At 74.5% G+C, this 20,601-nt stretch carries 18 protein-coding genes and 1 pseudogene; 14 read left to right on the top strand and 5 right to left on the bottom strand.

Annotated features, from left to right (window positions below):
• Complete coding sequence (locus ACU616_RS00805; protein ID WP_446756589.1) at window positions 1-879, bottom strand: shikimate dehydrogenase; 879 nt, start codon at window positions 877-879, stop codon at window positions 1-3.
• A 242-nt stretch (window positions 880-1,121) separates the two neighbouring features.
• Here ACU616_RS00805 and ACU616_RS00800 point away from each other — a divergent pair, with 242 nt between their 5' ends.
• The 5 genes and pseudogenes from ACU616_RS00800 (at window position 1,122) to ACU616_RS00780 (ending at window position 4,674) form a co-directional block, all read left to right on the top strand.
• Window positions 1,122-2,513, top strand: a complete 1,392-nt coding sequence (locus ACU616_RS00800) for an MFS transporter (protein WP_446756588.1) — start codon at window positions 1,122-1,124, stop codon at window positions 2,511-2,513.
• Window positions 2,510-2,923, top strand: a pseudogene (locus ACU616_RS00795) (Gfo/Idh/MocA family oxidoreductase); the annotation flags it as partial. The gene ACU616_RS00800 and the pseudogene ACU616_RS00795, both read left to right, overlap by 4 nt.
• A gap of 74 nt (window positions 2,924-2,997) precedes the next feature.
• Complete coding sequence (locus tag ACU616_RS00790; protein ID WP_446756587.1) at window positions 2,998-3,330, top strand: Gfo/Idh/MocA family protein; 333 nt, start codon at window positions 2,998-3,000, stop codon at window positions 3,328-3,330.
• A gap of 193 nt (window positions 3,331-3,523) precedes the next feature.
• Window positions 3,524-4,246, top strand: coding sequence for a TetR/AcrR family transcriptional regulator (locus tag ACU616_RS00785; RefSeq protein ID WP_446756586.1), 723 nt, complete (start codon window positions 3,524-3,526; stop codon window positions 4,244-4,246).
• A 62-nt stretch (window positions 4,247-4,308) separates the two neighbouring features.
• A complete protein-coding gene (locus ACU616_RS00780) occupies window positions 4,309-4,674 on the top strand; it encodes a thioredoxin family protein (protein WP_446756585.1) in 366 nt (121 codons plus the stop codon).
• A gap of 142 nt (window positions 4,675-4,816) precedes the next feature.
• Here ACU616_RS00780 and ACU616_RS00775 read toward each other — a convergent pair whose 3' ends face one another.
• Genes ACU616_RS00775 through ACU616_RS00760 form a run of 4 tightly spaced genes read right to left on the bottom strand, consistent with a single transcriptional unit; the run spans window position 4,817 to window position 8,809 of the window.
• Window positions 4,817-5,446: a LutC/YkgG family protein gene (locus tag ACU616_RS00775; protein WP_446756584.1), complete on the bottom strand. Its 630-nt coding sequence runs from the start codon at window positions 5,444-5,446 to the stop codon at window positions 4,817-4,819.
• Window positions 5,443-6,987 (bottom strand): LutB/LldF family L-lactate oxidation iron-sulfur protein, encoded by a 1,545-nt coding sequence (locus ACU616_RS00770; RefSeq protein ID WP_446756583.1) that lies wholly within the window; start codon window positions 6,985-6,987, stop codon window positions 5,443-5,445. The genes ACU616_RS00775 and ACU616_RS00770 overlap by 4 nt, the downstream gene beginning before the upstream one ends.
• Entirely contained in the window at window positions 6,984-7,772 is a 789-nt protein-coding gene (locus ACU616_RS00765; protein WP_446756582.1) for a (Fe-S)-binding protein, read from the bottom strand. Before ACU616_RS00765 ends, ACU616_RS00770 begins: the two co-directional genes overlap by 4 nt.
• Window positions 7,769-8,809 (bottom strand): LacI family DNA-binding transcriptional regulator, encoded by a 1,041-nt coding sequence (locus tag ACU616_RS00760; protein ID WP_446756581.1) that lies wholly within the window; start codon window positions 8,807-8,809, stop codon window positions 7,769-7,771. Before ACU616_RS00760 ends, ACU616_RS00765 begins: the two co-directional genes overlap by 4 nt.
• 188 nt (window positions 8,810-8,997) lie before the next feature.
• On the opposite strand from ACU616_RS00760, the gene ACU616_RS00755 reads away from it, so the two are divergent.
• The 9 genes from ACU616_RS00755 to ACU616_RS00715 all read left to right on the top strand — a co-directional run bounded on the left by ACU616_RS00755 (window position 8,998) and on the right by ACU616_RS00715 (window position 20,509).
• A complete protein-coding gene (locus ACU616_RS00755) occupies window positions 8,998-10,548 on the top strand; it encodes a sugar ABC transporter ATP-binding protein (RefSeq protein ID WP_446756580.1) in 1,551 nt (516 codons plus the stop codon).
• Entirely contained in the window at window positions 10,545-11,624 is a 1,080-nt protein-coding gene (locus tag ACU616_RS00750; RefSeq protein WP_446756579.1) for an ABC transporter permease, read from the top strand. Before ACU616_RS00755 ends, ACU616_RS00750 begins: the two co-directional genes overlap by 4 nt.
• Window positions 11,614-12,633 carry an ABC transporter permease gene (locus ACU616_RS00745; RefSeq protein WP_446756578.1) on the top strand — a complete coding sequence of 340 codons (1,020 nt, stop codon included), beginning with the start codon at window positions 11,614-11,616 and terminating at the stop codon, window positions 12,631-12,633. Before ACU616_RS00750 ends, ACU616_RS00745 begins: the two co-directional genes overlap by 11 nt.
• 69 nt (window positions 12,634-12,702) lie before the next feature.
• Entirely contained in the window at window positions 12,703-13,788 is a 1,086-nt protein-coding gene (gene rhaS / locus ACU616_RS00740; protein WP_446756577.1) for a rhamnose ABC transporter substrate-binding protein, read from the top strand.
• A gap of 60 nt (window positions 13,789-13,848) precedes the next feature.
• Entirely contained in the window at window positions 13,849-14,211 is a 363-nt protein-coding gene (locus ACU616_RS00735; protein WP_446756576.1) for an L-rhamnose mutarotase, read from the top strand.
• A complete protein-coding gene (rhaI, locus tag ACU616_RS00730; RefSeq protein WP_446756575.1) occupies window positions 14,208-15,392 on the top strand; it encodes an L-rhamnose isomerase in 1,185 nt (394 codons plus the stop codon). The genes ACU616_RS00735 and rhaI overlap by 4 nt, the downstream gene beginning before the upstream one ends.
• A 142-nt stretch (window positions 15,393-15,534) precedes the next feature.
• The gene (locus ACU616_RS00725) at window positions 15,535-17,571 is read left to right on the top strand and encodes a bifunctional aldolase/short-chain dehydrogenase (RefSeq protein WP_446756574.1); all 2,037 of its coding nucleotides are present in this window, start codon (window positions 15,535-15,537) and stop codon (window positions 17,569-17,571) included.
• A complete protein-coding gene (locus ACU616_RS00720; RefSeq protein ID WP_446756573.1) occupies window positions 17,568-19,049 on the top strand; it encodes a rhamnulokinase in 1,482 nt (493 codons plus the stop codon). The genes ACU616_RS00725 and ACU616_RS00720 overlap by 4 nt, the downstream gene beginning before the upstream one ends.
• A 32-nt stretch (window positions 19,050-19,081) precedes the next feature.
• Window positions 19,082-20,509, top strand: coding sequence for a hypothetical protein (locus ACU616_RS00715; RefSeq protein WP_446756572.1), 1,428 nt, complete (start codon window positions 19,082-19,084; stop codon window positions 20,507-20,509).
• The last annotated feature ends 92 nt before the right edge of the window (window positions 20,510-20,601 follow it).

Raw genomic sequence — 20,601 nt, 5'->3', positions numbered from 1 at the left:
TCAGGGGACACGGACGTCGGAGACGAGCGTGGTGAAGTGGGCCAGCATGCGTCCGGCGTCGGGCTCGACGCCGGTGAACAGCCGGAACGCGTCGACGGCCTGGAACACGGCCATGCCGCCGCCGTCGAGCACCTGGCAGCCGCGCTCGCGGGCGGTGCGGACCAGCGCGGTCTCCAGCGGCCGGTAGACGACGTCGGCCACCCAGAGGTCGGGCCGCAGCAGGCCGGCGTCCAGCGGCAGGCCGGGGTGGGCGGCCATGCCGGTGGGGGTGGCGTGCACCAGGCCGTCGGCGTCCGCCAGTGCCACGGGCAGCCCGCCGAGGTCGCCGCCGTCGGCGCGGCCGGCGCCGAAGCGCCCGGCCAGGGCCGCGGCCAGCTCCCCGGCCCGCGTTCCGTCGACGTCGAGGACGGTCAGCCGGCCGACCCCGAGGGTGAGCAGCGCGTGCGCGACCGCCGCGCCGGCGCCCCCGGCGCCCAGCAGCACGACCCGGTGCACCGGGGCCTCGGGCAGGCCCCGGTCGAAGGCCCGGGCGAAGCCCGACCAGTCGGTGTTGTGCCCGACCGCTCGCCCGTCGCGCAGCACGACGGTGTTCACCGCGCCGAGGGCCGCGGCGTCGGGCGAGAGCTCGTCGAGGTGCTCGAGCACCAGCTGCTTGCAGGGGTGGGTGACGTTGAGCCCGTCGTAACCGGCCAGCCGGGCGGCGGCGAGGACCTCGCCGACCGCCGACGCCGGCCGCTGCAGCCGGTCGAGGTCCAGGCGCCGGTAGAGGTAGCGCAGGCCCAGCTCGTCGGCCTCGCGCTCGTGCAGGAGTGGGGTCAGCGACGGGCCGATGCCGCTGCCGACCAGACCGACCAGGAAACCCTGCAAGCCGTCCGTCATCAGACCGCCTCCCCCTCAATGTACCAATTGGTGAGTTGCTGTGCAGCAGAGCACATCCCGAGGCCCCCGCGCCAGTGCCGACCCGCCCGGGACCGGTTTCCGGGCGGGGGCTTGTGCGCTGCGCCACGCTAATGTACCAACTAGTTCATTGCGGTCGTGGTGCCGGTCACCACGAGCGCTCGACACCGAGCACCGCCGTCCCGCGCCCGCCGGCGCACCCCCCTTCCCTCCCAGGAGGACCGATGCGCGACGCAGTGGCCGAGCCCGGCTCGTCCGAGCCCCGCGAGTACCGCAAGACGCCCCGGAAGGCCGCGGCCAGCGGCTGGATGGGGAGCGCGCTGGAGTACTACGACTTCTTCATCTACGCCCAGGCGGCCGCCCTGGTGTTCCCGACGATCTTCTTCCCGGAGTCCGACCCGCAGGTCGGCATCATCGTGTCGCTGGCCACCTTCGGGGTCGGCTACGTGGCCCGGCCGATCGGCGCATTCGTCCTCGGCCACTGGGGTGACACCCACGGGCGCAAGAACGTGCTGGTCCTGTGCATGGTGATGATGGGCCTGTCGACGTTCCTGGTGGCGCTGCTGCCCACCTACCAGCAGGTGGGCCTGCTGGCCCCGGCGCTGCTGGTGGTCCTGCGGCTGGTGCAGGGCTTCGCCGTCGGCGGCGAGATCTCCGGTGCCAGCGCGATGATCGTCGAGCACGCGCCCTTCGGCCGGCGCGGCTACTACGCCAGCTACACCCTGCAGGGCGTGCAGGCCGGGCAGATCCTCGCCGCCGCCATCTTCCTGCCGCTGGCGGCCGTGCTCCCCGACGCGGCGTTCGAGTCGTGGGGCTGGCGCATCCCGTTCCTGCTGTCGGCCCTCGTGGTCGTCGCCGGCTACGTCATCCGGCGCCGCGTCGACGAGACCCCGGCCTTCCAGGAGGAGGCCGCGTCCGGCGAGGTGCCCAAGGCCCCGATCGTCCAAGCGGTCCGCGAGAGCGGCAGCGACATGCTGCGCGTCGTCTGCATGGCGCTGATGAACGCCGTCCCGGTGGCGACCACCGTCTTCGGTGCCACCTACGCCACCAACGAGGAGGCCTACGGCATCGGCTTCGACACCGCCACCTACCTGTGGATCTCCGTGGTGGGCAACGCGGTGGCCGTGGTGCTGATCCCGTTCGTCGGCGACCTGTCCGACCGCATCGGCCGGCGCCCCTGCATCATCGTGGGGGCGCTCGGCTCGACGGCGCTGTCGTTCGCCTACCTCTACGCGATCAGCCAGGAGAACGTGACGCTGGCGTTCGTCTTCGCCATCCTGATGTGGGGCGTGGTCTACCAGGGCTACAACGCGGTGTTCCCGGCCTTCTACCAGGAGCTGTTCCCGACCCGGACCCGTGTCACCGCCTTCGCGGTCTCGCAGAACCTGGGCACCCTGATCACCGCCTTCCTGCCCACGCTGTACGCGGTCGTGGCGCCGGGCGGGTCGAACGTGCCGCTCATCGTCGGCAGCATCACCTTCGGCATCGGGATCATCGCGGCGGCGGCCGCCTGGTCGGCCCGGGAGACCCACCGCGTGCAGATGGACGACCTGGGCCGCGACGACGCCCCCGTGGTGCCGCGCGAGGAGTACCAGCGGATCCGCGCCTCGGTGTGATCCCCGACCCGCACCCGGTGGCCGGGCCGACCGCGGTCGGCCCGGCCAGCGGGCGCTCCGACGCCGGAGGTGACGTGATCGGAGGACCCCGGGACGGCGGTGTGTGGATCGCCGTGGTCGGCCCCGGCGCCATCGGCCGGCGCCCACGCGCAGGAGGTCGCCGCCGGCCCCTCCGCCCGGCTCGCGGCCGTCGTCGGTCCCGCCCCGGCCGCCGACGCGCTGGCCGACGAGAACGGGGTCCCGCGGTACGGTCGCTGGCCGAGCTCCTCGACCGGGACCGGCCCGACGGCGTCGTGCTGGCCACACCGAACCGGCTGCACGTCGAGGGCGGCCTGGCGTGCGTCGCGGCCGGCGTCCCGGTGCTGGTGGAGAAGCCCCTGGCCGACACGGTGGCGGCCGCCACCCGGCTGGAGGAGGCGGCCGGCGTCCCCCTGCTCGTGGGGCACCACGCCGGCACAGCCCGATCCCGGCCAGGGCCCGGGAGGTGGTCGCCGGCGGCGTCCTCGGCCGGGTCGTCGCCGTCGTGGGGACGGCGCTGTTCGCCGAGCCCGACGCCCACGTCGACGTCAGCGGGGGCTGGCGCCGGCAGCCCGGCGGCGGGCCGGTGCTGCTCGACCTGGTGCACGAGGTGGACTGCCTGCGGTGGCTGGTCGGCGAGGTCGTCCGGGTGCAGGCCACGACGTCGAACGTCGTCCACGGCTTCCCGGTGGAGGACACGGCCGCGGAGGTCCTCAACCGTCGCCGGCGGGGCACTGGGCGCCTTCTTGCTCTCCGACGCGGCCGCCTCCCCCCGCTCGTGGGAGCGGACCTCGGGTGAGGACGCGAGCTGCCCGACCCACCCGGACGAGGACTGCTCCCACCTCGCCGGCACCGCCGGGTCGCTGTCGGTGCCCACCATGCGGCTGCGGACCCACGCCGGCCCGCACGGGCCGGCCGGTGGACCTGCCCGGAACCGGACGGTCCCGTCCTAGGCTCGAGGTCAGTCCGCCGACGTGAAGAGGTCCGCCGCCGTGTCGTCCGCCGTCCAGCCGCTGCCCGACGAGCCCGACGGCCCGCTGGGGTCCGTTCCCCCGGTCGCGCCCGTCCCCCCGGCCGCGCCGGTGCCCGGGCCGCCCCGGCAGCGGGACGCCGAGCGGACCCGGGCCGAGATCCTCGACGTGGCCACCAAGGAGTTCGCCGACCGCGGCTACGCCGGGGCGCGGGTCAACGAGATCGCCGCCAAGACGAGCACGACCAAGCGGATGATCTACTACTACTTCGGCGGCAAGGAGCAGCTCTACGTCGCCGTCCTGGAGCGCTCCTACGGCCGGATCCGCGGTCTCGAGCAGCAGCTCGACGTCGAGCACCTCGACCCGGTCGAGGCCATCCGCGCGCTGGCCGGGCTGACCTTCGACCACCACGAGGCGCACCCGGACTTCATCCGGCTGGTGAGCATCGAGAACATCCACCGCGCCGAGCACGTCGCCCGCTCCGAGCGGCTGTCCAACCTCAACACCCGGGCGCTGGAGGTCCTCGGCCGCATCCTCGCCCGCGGCCGGGAGGCCGGCGTCTTCCGGGACGACGTGGAGGCGCTGGACGTGCACCAGGTCATCAGCGGCTTCTGCATCTACCGGACGGCGAACCGCTACACCTGGCGCGCCCTGTTCGGCCGGGACATGCTCGACCCGCAGCGGCGCGACCAGCAGCGGCGGATGCTCGGCGACCTCGTCGTCGCCTACCTCACCGCCCGCTGACCTGCTCGCCGCCCGTCGACCTGCTCGTCGCCGACCGGCCGCACGGCGAGCACACTGGGCGGGTGACCGTCGCCCTCTCCGCGGCCGACTTCGCGGCCGCGGTGCACGCGCCGGGCATCGTGCTGGTCGACTTCCGCACGGCCCGGTCGGGTTCGAGCCGCGCGTTCAGCGCGGTGTTCGACGCCGTGGCGGGGCGACACCCCGACCTGACGTTCGCGTCCGTCGACACGGGGGCCTCGCCGGGGCTGGCCGCCGAGGTGGGGGTCCGCTCGGCGCCCACGCTCATGGTCTTCCGCGACGGCGTGCTGGTCTTCGCCGAGCCCGGCTGGCTGCCCGCCGACTCGGTGGACCTCCTGATCGCCACGATCCGCGACCTGGATATGGCCGCGGTGCGCGCGGTCTTCCCCGAGCCGATCACGCCGCGCTGAGCCGATCGCCCGCGCTGAGCCGATCGCCCCGCGCTGAGCCGACCCCGGCGCGCGTCCTCCCTCACCGCAGCGCGTCCTCCCTCACCGCCCACCATGGGGGAGGACGCGCCACGATCAGGTTCCCTGATCGTGGCGCCGCCCCTCAGGAGACGAGGACGACGACCAGCATGCGGGGGCCGTGCACGCCCTCCACCCGCTCCAGCTCGATGTCACTGGTGGCCGACGGCCCGCTGATCATCGTCAGCGGGCGCAGCGGGTCCAGCCGGGCCAGCCCCTCGGGCACCCCGCCCACCACCTGGTCGGCGGTCACCACGCAGACCAGGCAGTCGGGCAGCAGCGACAGCGCCCGCCGCCCGCACGCCGGCGTCCCGTCGAGGACCAGCGTGCCGGTCTCGGCGATCGCCACGGCGACGGCGGTGACCGCGGCGGCGCGCTCGGCGAGCTGCACCGGCGGCCGGTCGTCGTCGGTGTCGAGCCCGCCGGGGCGCCAGGCCTCGGCCAGCCCCGGCGCGGCGACCACCGACGCGGGCGTCCACCCGGTCCCCAGGCCGGCGTCGAGGGCCGCGGTCACCGTGGCGGCGACGTCGTCGGGGCCGCAGCGCAGCACCGAGGCCTTGTAGTCCTCCAGCCGGTCGACGAGCACGTCGAGCAGCACGCCGGCGGGGCGGTCGTCGGTGGCGCGGTAGTCGCGGGCCACCTGCGGCGCGGGTGCGCGGGTCTCGCCCAGCGCGGTGCGGACGCGGCGGAGCACCTCCTCGCGGGCGCTGGTCACGACCGGCCCCCGTGCTCCCGGGCCCACGCCTGGGTGAAGGTCTCCGCCGGCGGGGTGGGCAGGTCTCGGCTGCGGGTCCAGCCCGACAGCGGCGGCGGCAGCGCCGCGGGCAGCGTGGGCCGCCCGCGGGCGAGCAGCCGGCCCAGGCCCGCGGCCCGCTGGGTCAGCCGCCACAGCCGCGGGTGCGACATCGCCCGCGCCAGCGCCGTGAACGCCACGGCCTCCGCGGTGGGCCTCTCCTGCGCCTCGACGTGCTCGGCGCGCAGGTGCACCAGGATCGAGGGGATGTCGATGGCCACCGGGCAGACGTCGTAGCAGGCGCCGCACAGGCTCGAGGCGTAGGGCAGCGAGGCGTTGTCCTCGACGCCGGTCAGCTGCGGGGAGAGCACCGCGCCGATCGGGCCGGGGTACACCGAGCCGTAGGCGTGCCCGCCGGTGCGCTCGTACACCGGGCAGACGTTGAGGCAGGCCGAGCAGCGGATGCAGTGCAGCGCCTGGCGGCCCACCTCGTCGGCGAGGACCGCCGTCCGGCCGTTGTCGAGCAGCACCAGGTGGAACTCCTGCGGCCCGTCGCCCGGGGTCACCCCGGCCCACGTGGAGGTGTAGGGGTTCATCCGCTCGCCGGTGGAGGAGCGGGGGAGCAGCTGGAGGAACACCTCGAGGTCGCGCCAGGTGGGCACCAGCTTCTCGATGCCCATGACGGTGATCAGCGTCTCCGGCAGGGTCAGGCACATCCGCCCGTTGCCCTCGCTCTCGACGACCGCCAGCGTGCCGGTCTCGGCGACGGCGAAGTTGGCGCCGCTGATCGCGACCCGGGCGCGCAGGAACCGCTCGCGCAGGTGCGCGCGGGCGGCCATCGCCAGCCGGCGCGGCTCGTCGGGCAGGTCGCGGTCGGCGCCCTCGCCCTGGAACTGGGGCATCGTGCGCAGGAAGATCTCGCGGATCTCGGCGCGGTTCTTGTGGATGGCCGGCACCAGGATGTGGCTGGGCATGTCGTCGCCGAGCTGCACGATCAGCTCGGCGAGGTCGGTCTCGTGGGCGGTGATGCCCGCGGCCTCGAGCGCCTCGTTGAGGCCGATCTCCTGGGTGGCCATCGACTTGACCTTGACCACCTCGTCGGTGCCGGTGGCCCGCACCAGGTCGGTGACGATGCGGTTGGCCTCGGTGGCGTCGCGCGCCCAGTGCACCGTGCCGCCGCGGGCGGTCACCTGCCGCTCGAGCTCCTCGAGGTGCTCGTCGAGGCGGGCCATGGTGGCGGTCTTGAGCGCGCTGCCGGCCGCGCGCAGCTGCGCCCAGTCGGGCAGCTCGGCGACCACCCGGGCGCGCTTGCCGCGGATGGTCGTCGTGGCGTGGCCGAGGTTGGCGCGCAGCTGGCCGTCGCGCAGGGCGTCGCGGGCGGCGTCGGGGAAGGGCCGGTCGCCGCGCAGGTGGCCCACGCCGCGGGGGGCGGTGGGCAGGCCGAGGAACGTCGTCCCCGACCGCGGGGCGCCCGGGGCCAGCGGGGTCTGGTCGGTGCGCAGGTCCTGCGGGGTCGTGGTCACGCGGTCACCGCCGGTCGGGTGGTCTGGTGCGGGGTCACGGCGTCCTCCGTCGAGGCGAGGATCTCGGCCAGGTGCACCGTCCGGGTGCCCGAGCGCAGCCGGGACAGCCCGCCGCCGATGTGCATGAGGCAGGAGGCGTCGCCGGCGGTGCACACCTCGGCGTGCGTGGACAGCACGTCGGCCATCTTGTCGGTGAGCATCGCGGTCGAGGTGTCGGCGTTCTTCACCGCGAACGTGCCGCCGAAGCCGCAGCAGGACTCCGCGCCGGGCAGCTCCACCAGTTCCAGCCCGCGCACGGCGCGCAGCAGCCGCAGCGGCCGGTCGCCCACCTGCAGCAGCCGCAGCGAGTGGCAGGTCGGGTGGTAGGTCACCCGGTGCGGGTAGTAGGCGCCGACGTCGGTGACGCCGAGGACGTCGACGAGGAACTGCGACAGCTCGTAGGTGCGCGCGGCCAGCGCCTCGGCCTCCTCGGCCAGCGCCTCGTCCCCCGCCCGGCGGGCCACCATCGCCTGCTGGTGGTGGATCGAGGCGACGCACGACCCCGAGGGGGCGACGACGGCCTCGACACCCGACGACACGGCGCCGGCGAAGGCGCGCACGTGGTTGGCCACGATCGGCACCGCCTCGCGCCGGTAGCCGGTGTTGACGTGCATCTGCCCGCAGCACGCCTGCCCGGCCGGCACGACCACCTCGTGACCGAGCCGCTCCAGCAGCGCCGCGGTCGCCCGGGCGACCTGCGGCGCCATCGTGTCGACCAGACACGTCGCGAACAGCGCGACCTTCATGCCGTTCCCTCCCGGCCGGCCGCGGCGTCGCGGCGGACCATGCTCGACTCCCGGACCACCAGCTCCGGGTCGAAGACCAGCTGCTCGTGCCGGTGCCCCTCCTGCGACTCTGCCAGCAGCAGCTCCGCGGCGCGCCGGCCCAGCTCCTGGCGCGGCTTGCGCACCGAGGTCAGCGGCACCGCGGCGGCCGCGGCGAAGTCGATGTCGTCGTAGCCGACGATCGCGAAGTCCTCGGGCACCCGCACGCCCTGGCGGACCATCTCCTGCAGCACCCCGAGGGCCAGCAGGTCGTTGGCGCACACCGCGGCGGTGGGCCGGCGGGCGGCCGGCAGGCCGACGATGCGGGCGGCGGCCTCGCGGCCGCCGTCGACGGTGAGGTGCTCGGGGGAGAGGACCAGCAGCGCGTCGTCGTCCCCGCTGGCCTCGCGGACGGCGGCGACGACGCCGGCGTGCCGCTCCTGCACCTGCGGCAGGCCCGACGCGCCGCCGATGAAGGCGATCCGCCGGTGCCCGCGCTCGAGCAGGTGCTCGGCGGCGAGGCGGCCCCCGAGGACGTCGTCGACGGCGACGGCGCACTGGTCGGCCGTGGGCGCGCGCCGGTCGACCAGCACCACCGGCACCCCGCGACGGCGCAGCGAGTCCAGGTGCGGGGACAGCTCCGCGGTCGGGGTGATGAGCACGCCCTGCACCCGCTGCTCGGCGAGCACGTCGAGGTGGGCGGCCTCCTTCTCCGGGCGGTCGTCGGAGTTGCAGAGGATCACCGCCAGGCCCGCGGGGTCGACGACGTCGTCCACGCCGCGGGCGACGTCGGTGAAGAACGGGTTGGCGATGTCGAGGACGACCAGCCCGATGGTGCGGCTGTGCCCGGCGCGCAACTGGCGGGCCGACTCGTTGCGCACGAAGCCGAGGGCGGTGATCGCGGAGAGCACCCGCTCGCGGGTGGGCCCGCTGACCACCTCGGGACGGTTGAGGACGTTGCTGACCGTGCCGACCGAGACGCCGGCGTGCTCGGCGACGTCGCGGATGCTCGCGGGCACGGGGATCTCCTCGGGCAGATCGGGAGAGGGTGACGGGGGGCACCGTCCGGTCCTGATCGTCACCCATGGACTGAAACGTGTCAAACAACGACCCCGCCGTGAGGACGGGACGTTGACACGTCTCGGAATCCAGACCTATGGTCTGCGCCACAACCCGTCTGAATCGTTTCACAACGGAGGTGGTCGCCGTGGACCACGCCTCGGCGCCGTCCGCGCCGCCGGCGTCCGGGCAGGTCGTCCTCGCCCTGGAGGACGTCGGCAAGAGCTTCGGTGCGGTCGTGGCCCTCCGCGGGGCGCAGCTCGAGCTGCGCGCGGGGGAGGCCCACGCGCTCGTCGGCGAGAACGGGGCGGGCAAGTCGACCCTGGTGAAGATCCTCGCCGGGGTGCACGGCCCGGACACCGGCCGCGTCCTGCTCGACGGGCAGCCGGTCACCCTCGCCGACCCCGCCGCCGCGCGGGCCGCCGGCATCGCGGTCATCTACCAGGAGCCCACGCTGTTCCCCGACCTGTCGGTCGCGGAGAACATCTTCATGGGCCGCCAGCCGCTGCTGTCGGGCCGGCGCATCGACCGCCGCGAGCTCGGCCGCCGCTGCCGGGCGCTGTTCGACCGCCTCGGCGTCGCCCTCGACCCCGACCGCCCGGCGCGCGGGCTGTCCATCGCCGACCAGCAGATGGTCGAGATCGCCAAGGCGCTGTCCTTCGACGCGCGGGTGCTCGTCATGGACGAGCCCACCGCGGCGCTGTCCGGCGTCGAGGTGGAGCGGCTGTTCGCCGTCGCGCGGTCGCTGCGCGAGTCCGGTGCCGCGGTGCTGTTCATCTCCCACCGGTTCGACGAGGTCTTCGACCTGTGCGACCGGATCACCGTCATGCGCGACGGGCAGTGGGTCTCCACCGACCTCGCCCGCGACCTGACCGTCGACCAGGTCGTGCGCCGGATGGTCGGCCGCGAGGTCTCCTCGCTGTTCCCCAAGCTCGACGTCGCGCCGGGTGAGGTCGTCCTCGAGGTGCGCGGCCTGACCCGTCGCGGCGTGTTCTCCGACGTCTCCTTCGACGTGCGCGCCGGCGAGATCGTCGCGCTGGCCGGGCTGGTCGGCGCCGGGCGCAGCGAGATCGTGCGCGCCGTCTTCGGCGTCGACCCCTACGACGCCGGCACCGTGCGGGTCGCCGGCACGGAGCTCAGGGGCGGCAACCCCGCCGTCGCCATGGCCGCCGGTCTGGCGCTGGTGCCCGAGGACCGCCGCCAGCAGGGGCTGGTCATGGAGCTGTCGGTGGAGAGGAACGCCACCCTGACCCGGCGCTGGAAGCTCGCGAGGGGCGGGCTGCTCAGCGCCCGCGCCGAGCGCGCCTCGGCCGCCGAGTGGTCGAAGCGCCTGCAGGTGAAGGCCGGGAAGCTCTCCGACCCGGTGTCCACGCTGTCGGGCGGCAACCAGCAGAAGGTCGTCCTGGCCAAGTGGCTGTCGACCGAGCCGCGGGTGCTGATCGTCGACGAGCCCACCCGCGGCATCGACGTCGGCACGAAGTCCGAGGTGCACCGGCTGCTGTCGCAGCTGGCCGCCGAGGGCCTGGCCGTGATCATGGTGTCCAGCGAACTGCCGGAGGTGCTCGGCATGGCCGACCGCGTCCTCGTCGTCTCCGAGGGCCGCCTCGTCGACGACATCCCCCGCGCCCGCGCCGACGAGGACAGCGTGATGCTGGCCGCGACCGGTCAGGGCGCCGTCGTGACGGGGGGCACCCGGTGAGCGCGCCCCTGACGACGACGCCGGCGCCGCTGCCCGACGAGCTGGCCGCGCCCGAGCGCACCGGCCGCCGCGGGTCGGCGCTCGTCCAGCGCCTCGTGGTCATGCGCGAGATCGGCATCCTCGCCGCGCTGGTCCTCCTCGTGGTGGTCACCGTGATCGCCAACCCGCGGTTCCTGTCGGGCCAGAACGTGCGCGACCTGCTGCTGTCCGCGGCGATCCTCACGGTGCTGGCCGCGGGCCAGACGATGGTGATCATCACCCGGAACATCGACCTGTCGGTCGGCTCGGTGCTGGGCCTGTCGGCCTACGCCTCGGGCACGCTCATGGTCGCCGTACCGGGCATGCCCGTCGTCCTGGTCGTCCTCGCGGGGATGGCCGTCGGCGCGGTCTGCGGCCTGCTCAACGGCGCCATCGTGGCCGTCGCCGGGGTGCCCTCGCTGGTGGTCACCCTCGGCACCCTCTACGCCTTCCGCGGGCTGGACTCGCTGTGGGCCTCCAGCGCCGACCGGCTGCAGATCAACGCCGCCGACCTGCCCGGCGGCTTCAAGTCCCTGGGCGGTGCGCGGCTGCTCGGCATCCCGGTGCTGTTCCTCGTCGCCGTCGTCGTGGTCCTGCTGGTCGGCTACTACCTGCGCACCTTCCGCAGCGGACGCGAGCTCTACGGCATCGGCTCGGCCCCCGAGGCCGCCCGGTTGTCGGGCATCCCGGTCGGCAAGCGGGTGCTCACCGCGTTCGTCGTCAACGGTGCCCTCGCGGGGCTGGCCGGCGTCCTCTACGCCGCCCGCTTCCAGACCCTCGACACCACTGCCGGCACCGGCCAGGAGCTGTTCGTCGTGGCCGCCGCGGTGGTCGGCGGGGTCGCCATCTTCGGCGGCAGCGGCTCGGTCTACGGCGCGGCGCTCGGCGCGCTGCTGCTGACCACGATCGGCACCGCGCTGCCGCAGCTGGGTCTCGACCCGTTCTGGCGGGACGCCGCCGTCGGCGCGCTGATCCTCGCCGCCATCGCACTGGACCGGGCGCTGCAGCTGCGCCTGGCCGCCCGTCTCCGGGGGAGGAACGCCCGCCGTGACCGTTGAGACCGCCGCCCCGCCGGCCGCGCCGGCAGCTCCGCCGCCCGACCGCCGGGTGAGGAGCCTGCCCTCGGGCAGCGTCATCACCACGTTCCTCGTGCTGTTCCTGGTCATCGCCGCGTTCTCCGTCGAGGGCTTCGCCTCGACCCGCAACGCCGGCTTCCTGCTCCTCGACGTGGTCGTCATCGCGCTCATCGCGCTGCCGCTCACGCTCATCGTGGTGACCGGCGAGATCGACCTGTCGGTGGCCAGCACGGTGGGCCTGTCCAGCGCCGTGATGGGCCAGCTCTGGGTGGCCGGCCTCCCGCTCGAGGCGGTCATCCCGCTGGTGCTCGTGCTGGGCGCGGTGCTCGGCGCGGTCAACGGCCTGCTGGTCACCCGGCTGGGGCTGCCCTCGCTGGCGGTGACCATCGGCACCCTGGCGCTCTACCGCGGGCTGGCCTTCGTCGTCCTGGGCGACCAGGCGGTGGCCGACTTCCCGCGGGCCTGGACCACCTGGGCGATCAGCTCGATCGGCTCCACCGGCATCCCCACCGTCGTCGTCCCGCTGCTGGTGCTGGTCGCGATCACCGCCGTCGTCCTGCACGCCACGCCGATCGGCCGCTCGCTCTACGCGATGGGCAACAGCGAGGACGCCGCCCGCTTCAGCGGCATCGACGTCGCCCGCACGAAGCTCTGGCTGTTCGTCGTCACCGGCGTCGTCAGCGCACTCGGCGGCGTCTACTGGACGCTGCGCTACGGCAGCGCCCGGGCCGACAACGCCACGGGCCTGGAGATGCAGGTCATCGCGGCCATCCTGCTCGGCGGCGTGTCGATCTTCGGCGGCAGCGGCGGTCTGCTCGGCGTGATCGCCGGCGCGCTCCTGCTGGCCTCGGTGCGCAACGCGCTGCAGCTGGTCAACGTCCCCTCCGACGTCCTGAACATCGTCACCGGCGTCCTGCTGATCACCGCCGTCGTCGCGCCCCAGGTCGCCGCCCGCGTCAAGGGACGCCGCCGGCGCCGGCCGGCTCCCTGAGCCGGACCCCCGTACTTCCCCGCACCACCCACACGTGCCCACCCCCGGCACACCCAGAGAGGAACCCCGATGTCGCGATCCCTGACCGGCCGCCGCCTGCGTGGTGGCCTGACCGGCGTGGCGGTGGCTGCCCTGGTCCTCACCACCGCCGCCTGCGGCGGTACCACCCGCGGCGAGGACGAGGGCAGCAGCTCCGGCGGCGGCGCGTCCGCCTCGGCCGACCCCGACGCCGAGATCCCCGCCGACCTCGCCGTCGCCTTCCTGCCCAAGGCGCTCAACAACCCCTACTTCGACGTCGCCGCCACCGGCTCCGAGCGGGCCGTCGGCGAGTTCGACGGCGAGTTCAGCCAGGTCGGCCCGTCGGAGGCCAGCGCCTCCTCGCAGGTCAGCTACATCAACACGCTGACCCAGCAGGGCGCCGACGTCATCCTGACCTCGGCCAACGACCCCAACGCCATCTGCAGCGCGCTCGACCAGGCCCGCAGCGGCGGCGCCAGCGTCGTCACCTTCGACTCCGACACCGCCCCGGAGTGCCGCGACGTCTTCATCAACCAGGCCACGGCCGACGGCATCGCGCAGACCCAGGTCGACCTCATGGCCGACCAGATCGGCGGCGCCGGCCAGGTCGCCATCCTGTCGGCCACGGCGAACGCGACGAACCAGAACACCTGGATCGAGCTCATGCAGAGCTACGCCGCCGAGAAGTACCCCGACATGGAGATCGTCACGACGGTCTACGGCGACGACGAGGACGAGAAGTCCTTCCAGGAGACCCAGGGTCTGCTGCAGACCTACCCGGACCTCAAGGGCATCATCTCCCCGACCACCGTGGGCATCTCCGCCGCGGCGCGCTACCTGTCGGGCTCGGAGTACAAGGGCCGGGTCGCGCTGACCGGCCTGGGCACGCCGAACCAGATGCGCGAGTTCGTCCAGGACGGCACCGTCACCGCGTTCGCGCTGTGGAACCCCGAGGACCTCGGTTACCTCGCGGCCCACACCGGTGCCGCGCTGGCCGCCGGGCAGATCACTGGTGCCGAGGGGGAGACCTTCACCGCCGGTGACCTCGGCGAGTACGAGATCGGCGCCGACGGCGTCGTCGTCCTCGGCGAGCCCACCGTGTTCGACGCAGACAACATCGACGACTTCGACTTCTGAGTCGCCCGCCCCGGTCCCGCCGCCGTGCGGGACCGGGGCACCCCTCCCGAGGAGTCCCGCGTGCCCCGCTCCTGCTTCACCCTCCAGGTCCGCCCCGACCGGCTGGCCGAGTACCGCGAGCGGCACGCGGCCGTCTGGCCGGACATGCTCCGCGCGCTGCGCGACGCCGGCTGGCGCGACTACCAGCTCTACCTCCGCGACGACGGCCTGCTCGTCGGGATCGTGGAGACCGACGACCTCTCCGCCGCCCAGGCCGCCGTGGACGCCACCGACGTGAGCGCCCGCTGGGAGGCCTCGATGGCGCCCTTCTTCGAGACCGGGGACGGCCGCGGCAAGGCCGGGCTCGACCTCGTCTTCGACCTCTCCGCCCAGCTGCGGGCGGCGGGGGAGACAGCACCCGCACCGATGGGAGACCCCTCGTGACCGACCCCGGTACCCCCGATCGCAGGGCCCGTGCCCTCGCCGCGCTGGCCGACCAGACCATCGAGCTGCCCTCCTGGGCGTTCGGCAACTCCGGCACCCGGTTCAAGGTCTTCGGCCAGCCCGGGGTCGCCCGTGACCCGTTCGAGAAGATCGAGGACGCAGCGGTGGTGCACCGGTTCACCGGCGCCGCGCCGCGGGTGTCGCTGCACGTCCCGTGGGACCTCGTCGACGACTTCGGCAAGCTCGCCGCGCACGCCGCCGACCTCGGGGTCTCGATCGGCGCGATCAACTCCAACCTGTTCCAGGACGACGACTACCGGCTCGGGTCGCTGACCCACCCGGACGAGGCGGTGCGGCGCAAGGCGATCGCCCACCACACCCAGTGCATCGACGTCATGCGCGCCACCGGGTCGACCGACCTGAAGCTGTGGCTGCCCGACGGCACCAACTACGCCGGCCAGGACGACCTGCGCGGCCGCCAGGACCGGCTCGCCGACTCCCTGCAGCAGGTCTATGCCCAGCTCGACCCGGGCATGCGGCTGCTGCTCGAGTACAAGTTCTACGAGCCCTACTTCTACGCGATGGACATCCCCGACTGGGGCACCTCGCTGCTGCACTGCCTGGCCCTCGGCGAGCAGGCCACCGTCGTCCTCGACACCGGCCACCACGCGCCGGGCACCAACATCGAGTTCATCGTCATGCAGCTGCTGCGGGTGGGCCGCCTGGGCGCGTTCGACTTCAACTCGCGCTACTACGGCGACGACGACCTCATCGTCGGCTCGGCCGACCCGTTCCAGTTGTTCCGGATCATGAACGAGATCGTGGCCGCCGACGCGCTCCGGCCGGACTCGGGCGTCAACTTCATGCTCGACCAGTGCCACAACATCGAGCCGAAGATCCCCGGCCAGATCCGCTCGGTGATGAACGTGCAGGAGGCCACGGCCAAGGCGCTGCTGGTCGACCGCGAGGCACTGGCCGCCGCGCAGGCCTCCGGTGACGTGCTCGGGGCGCACGGCGCGCTGACCGACGCGTTCGGCACCGACGTCCGCCCGCTGCTCGCCGAGCTGCGCGAGTCCCAGGGGCTCGACCTCGACCCCTACGCCGCCTACGCCCGGTCCGGCCACCAGGAGCGCATCGCCCGCGAGCGCGTCGGCGGCACCCAGGCCTCCTGGGGCGCGTGAGGAAGGACCCTCCTGCCCCCACCCCTCGCTCGCGCTCGGTCGGGTCCCTGCAGGAGGGGGCCGTTCCGGTCCGTCACCAGCGCGCCGCGGGTCCCCGCGCCCAGGCCGTTCCAGCACGTCACCTCCCGGAAGGAACCACCTCGTGACCAACCCCGTGGTCAGTGACCTCATCGCGCGCTCGAACCGGCTCGGCGCCGACCCGCGCAACACCAACTACGCCGGCGGCAACACCTCGGCCAAGGGCACCGAGACCGACCCCGTGACCGGCTCGCCGGTCGAGCTCGTCTGGGTCAAGGGCTCCGGCGGTGACCTCGGCACGCTGCAGGAGTCCGGCCTGGCCGTCCTGCGGCTGGACCGGCTGCGCTCGCTGGTCGACGTCTACCCGGGCGTCGAGCGCGAGGACGAGATGGTCGCCGCGTTCGACTTCTGCCTGCACGGCCGCGGCGGCGCCGCACCCTCGATCGACACCGCGATGCACGGCCTGGTCGAGGCCGCGCACGTCGACCACCTGCACCCCGACTCCGGCATCGCCCTGGCGACGGCGGCCGACGGCGAGGCGCTGACCCGCGAGTGCTTCGGCGACCGGGTCGTGTGGGTGCCGTGGCGCCGTCCCGGCTTCCAGCTGGGCCTGGACATCGCCGAGATCGCCGCGAAGAACCCGCAGGCGATAGGCTGCATCCTGGGCGGCCACGGCGTCACCGCGTGGGGCGCCACCAGCGAGGAGTGCGAGGCCAACTCGCTGGAGATCATCCGCACCGCGGAGCGCTTCCTCGCCGAGCGCGGGAAGCCCGAGCCGTTCGGCGCCGTCGTCCCCGGCTTCGAGCCGCTGCCCGACGCCGAGCGCCGCACCAGGGCCGCCGCCCTCGCGCCGGTGGTCCGCGGGCTGGCCTCCACCGACAGGCCGCAGGTCGGGCACTTCACCGACTCCGACGTCGTCCTGGAGTTCCTGTCCCGGGAGAAGCTGGCGCCCCTCGCCGCGCTGGGCACCTCCTGCCCCGACCACTTCCTGCGCACCAAGGTGCGGCCGCTGGTGGTCGACCTGCCGGCGCACGCGCCGCTGGAGGACGTCGTCGCGCGGCTGCGGGAGCTGCACGCGGAGTACCGCACCGAGTACGCCGCCTACTACTCCCGGCACGCGACGTCCGACTCGCCCGCGATGCGCGGCGCCGACCCGGCGATCGTGCTGGTGCCCGGCGTCGGCATGTTCAGCTTCGGTGCCGGCAAGCAGACCGCGCGCGTGGCCGGCGAGTTCTACGTCAACGCCATCAACGTGATGCGCGGCGCCGAGGCGGTCAGCACCTACGCGCCGATCGACGAGAGCGAGAAGTTCCGCATCGAGTACTGGGCGCTCGAGGAGGCCAAGCTCCAGCGGATGCCGAAGCCCAAGCCGCTGGCCACGCGGGTCGCGCTGGTCACCGGTGCGGCGTCGGGCATCGGCAAGGCCATCGCCCAGCGGCTGGCCCGCGAGGGCGCCTGCGTCGTCGTCGCCGACCTGGACCCGGCCAAGGCGCAGGCCGCCGCCGAGGAGATCGGGAGCAGCGACGTCGCCGTCGGCGTCGCCGCGGACGTCTCCGACGCCGAGGCCGTGGCCGCGGCGTTCCGGTCGGCGGTGCTGGCCTTCGGCGGGGTCGACCTGGTGGTGAACAACGCCGGCCTGTCGATCTCCAAGCCGCTGCTGGAGACCACCGAGGCCGACTGGGACCTGCAGCACGACGTCATGGCCAAGGGCAGCTTCCTCGTCTCCCGCGAGGCCGCCCGGATCATGATCGAGCAGGGCATGGGCGGCGACGTCGTCTACATCTCCTCGAAGAACGCGGTCTTCGCCGGCCCGAGCAACATCGCCTACTCCTCGACCAAGGCCGACCAGGCCCACCAGGTGCGGCTGCTGGCCGCCGAGCTCGGCGAGCACCAGATCCGGGTGAACGGCATCAACCCCGACGGCGTCGTCCGCGGGTCGGGCATCTTCGCCGGCGGCTGGGGCGCCAAGCGCGCCGCGGTCTACGGGGTGCCGGAGGAGGAGCTGGGCCAGTTCTACGCCCAGCGGACCCTGCTCAAGCGCGAGGTGCTGCCCGACCACGTCGCCGACGCCGTCTTCGCCCTCACCGGCGGCGACCTCACCCGGACGACGGGGCTGCACGTGCCCGTCGACTCCGGCGTCGCCGCGGCCTTCCTGCGATGACCCGCCCGCTGACCCTCGCGGCCGTCGACCTGGGGGCCTCCAGCGGCCGGGTGATGGCCGCGCGGGTCGGCCCGGAGCGGCTGGACCTCACCGAGGTGCACCGGTTCCCCAACCGGCCGGTGCGGACGGCGGGGACCCTGCACTGGGACGTCCTCGGCCTGCACGCCGGGGTCCTCGACGGCCTGCGCGCCGCCGGGCGGGTCGACGGCGGGCGGCTCGACGGGATCGGCATCGACAGCTGGGCCGTGGACGTCGGCCTGCTCGACGCCGACGGCGAGCTGCTGGGCAACCCGGTGCACTACCGCGACGCCCGGCACGCCACCGCGGTGCCGGCGGTGCACGCCGTCGTCCCGCCCGAGGAGCTCTACGCCGTCACCGGCCTGCAGCACCTGCCGTTCAACACCGTCTTCCAGTTCGCCGCGATGCGGGGCACGGCGCGGTTCGCCGCGGCGCGCCGGGCGCTGCTGGTCCCGGACCTGCTGGCCTACTGGCTCACCGGCGCGGTCGGGGCGGAGGTCACCAATGCCTCGACCACCGGGCTGCTCGACGCGACCACCCGCGAGTGGGCCGGGCACCTGGTCGACCGGCTGGGGCTGGACCGGGGCCTGCTGCCGCCGCTGCGCCGGCCCGGCGACCGCCTCGGCGAGCTCACCGGCGCGGTGCTGGAGGAGACCGGGCTGGCGGGGCCGGTGCCGGTGCTCGCGGTCGGCTCGCACGACACGGCCTCGGCGGTGGTCGGCGTCCCGGCGGCCACCGACCGGTTCGCCTACGTCTCGTGCGGTACCTGGTCGCTGGTCGGCGTCGAGCTGGAGAAGCCGGTGCTCACCGAGGCCAGCCGCGCGGCCGGGTTCACCAACGAGCTCGGCGTCGACGGCACGGTGCGCTATCTGCGCAACGTGATGGGGCTGTGGCTGCTGCAGGAGTCGCAGCGGACGTGGGCCGCGCACGGCCTGCCGGCCGACCTGCCCGACCTGCTCGCCGCGGCGGCGCAGGTGCCGGCCTTCACCGCGCTCGTCGACCCCGACGACCCGGTGTTCCTGCCGCCCGGCGACGTGCCGGCGCGCATCGCCGCCGCCTGTGCCGAGACGGGGCAGACGCCGCCGCAGAGCCAGGCCGAGACGGTGCGCTGCATCCTCGACAGCCTGGCGCTGGCCTACCGGCGCACCGTGCGGCGGGCGGTGGAGCTCTCCGGACGCGACGTCGAGATCGTGCACCTGGTCGGTGGGGGAGCGCGCAACACCCTGCTGTGCCAGCTGACCGCCGACGCGTGCGGCCTGCCGGTGCTGGCCGGCCCGGTGGAGGCGGCCGCGCTGGGAAACGTCCTCGTCCAGGCCCGCGGCCTCGGTGTGCTGTCGGGCGGGCTGCCCGAGCTGCGGGCGCTGCTGCGCACCACCCAGGACGCCCAGCTGTACCTGCCGCGGTCGGGGTCGGAGGCAGCCTGGGACGCCGCCGAGGACCGGGTGTCCTGGGACCGGTGAGTCGCGGGCGGGTACGCGGGTAGCCAGGGTCCGTGCGCCTGCCCGGTCCCTCGGACCTCCTCGACCTGCCCTGGACGCTCGCGGAGTCCGTCCGCACGCTGGGCGCGGCGCTGCCGCGCGCCGAGGGGCTCCTGCCGCTCGCCGACGACGTCCTGCGCCGGACCCGGGCCCTGCTCGACGGCGCGGCGCCCGCGGTGACCCGCGCCGCGGCGGCGGCCCCCGAGGTCGTGGACGCCGCCACGGCGGTGGTGCGGCGGGTCGCCGACGCGGTGACCCCCGAGCGCGTGGCGACCCTGGGCGCGGTCGTGGACCGGCTGGGGTCGGCGCTGGCACCTGAGCGCGTGGAGGCGGTGACCCGCACGGTGGACACCCTGCGTTCGCGGGCCGACGTCGTGCCGCGGGCGCTCGAGGCGCTCGACGGGCTGCTGTCCTCCGATCGGCTGCCCCGGCTGGGCGAGGCGCTGGACCGGCTGCTGTCGACCGACCTGCTGACCCGGCTGGACCGCGCGCTGGACCTGGTGGCCGACGAGCGGCTGCAGCGGGCGCTGGACCTGCTCGCGGACCCTCGCGCGGAGCGGGCCCTGGAGCTGGCCGCGGACGACCGGGTGGGGGTCGCCCTCCACCTGGCCGCCGACGAGCGGGTCGGCCGGTTGCTCGACCTGGTCGCGGACGAGCGGATCGGCCGAGCGCTGGCCCTGGCCACCGACGAGCGGCTCGGGCTGGCCCTCGACGTCGTGACCGACGACCGGGTCGACCGGACCCTGGGCATCCTGACCGGTGACCGGGTGCAGCAGGCCCTCGACCTGGCCGCCGACCAGCGGGTGCGCCGACTGCTGGATCTCGCGGCCGACGAGCGGACCGGCCTGCTGCTCGGCCGGCTCGACGCCCTGCTCGCCGACGGCCGTGTGCCGCGCCTGGTGGAGCGCGCCGACGGGGTGCTGGGCGACGAGCGCCTCGCCCGGATCGGCGGGCGGCTCGGCCGGCTGCTGTCTGACGGGCACCTCGACCGCGTGGAGGAGGCGCTGGCCGGGGGGCGGGCGGAGGCCGCGCTGGACCTGCTCGCCCGGCTCGACCGCGAGCTGACCGACGGCCCGGCGCGCGCGCTGGTCACGCTGCTCGACCGCCTGCCCACGCTGCTCACCGAGGACCGGACCGCGAACCTGGCCGTCCTCGCCGACCAGGTGCCGCGGCTGCTGCGGGGGCTGGAGTCGGGCCACCTGCCGAGCACCGCCGACCTGGGGCGGGTGCCGACCGACCTGCACGCGCTGCTCGAGCTGATCGACGACCTGCACCAGGTGGTGTCGGGACTGCCCGGCGCCGGCCGCGCCCGCGACCGCGGGGACGACCCGCACCCGCAGGTCGAGGACCCCCGGCCGCCCGACGACGAGCCGCAGCGGGAGGGCGCGGACGCGTTGCCGCAGGCGGCCGAGCCGCAGCCGGAGGTCTCCCCGGGGAGCTGACGCCTGAACCGCGTCCTCCCTCACCGCAGCGCGTCCTCCCTCACGGTGGGCGGTGAGGGAGGACGCGCCATGATCAGGTCACCTGATCGTGG

The organism is Geodermatophilus sp. URMC 62, from assembly GCF_052931475.1.
Note: the sequence above shows the minus strand (reverse complement) of the source record. Positions and strands in the feature narration are given on the sequence as shown.

Coding starts and splice junctions, on each gene's coding strand:
- ACU616_RS00800 (WP_446756588.1), top strand. CDS start 1,122: ATGCGCGACGCAGTGGCCGAGCCCGGCTCGTCCGAGCCCCGCGAGTAC.
- rhaS (WP_446756577.1), top strand. CDS start 12,703: ATGTCGCGATCCCTGACCGGCCGCCGCCTGCGTGGTGGCCTGACCGGC.
- ACU616_RS00805 (WP_446756589.1), bottom strand. CDS start 879: ATGACGGACGGCTTGCAGGGTTTCCTGGTCGGTCTGGTCGGCAGCGGC.
- ACU616_RS00720 (WP_446756573.1), top strand. CDS start 17,568: ATGACCCGCCCGCTGACCCTCGCGGCCGTCGACCTGGGGGCCTCCAGC.
- ACU616_RS00765 (WP_446756582.1), bottom strand. CDS start 7,772: ATGAAGGTCGCGCTGTTCGCGACGTGTCTGGTCGACACGATGGCGCCG.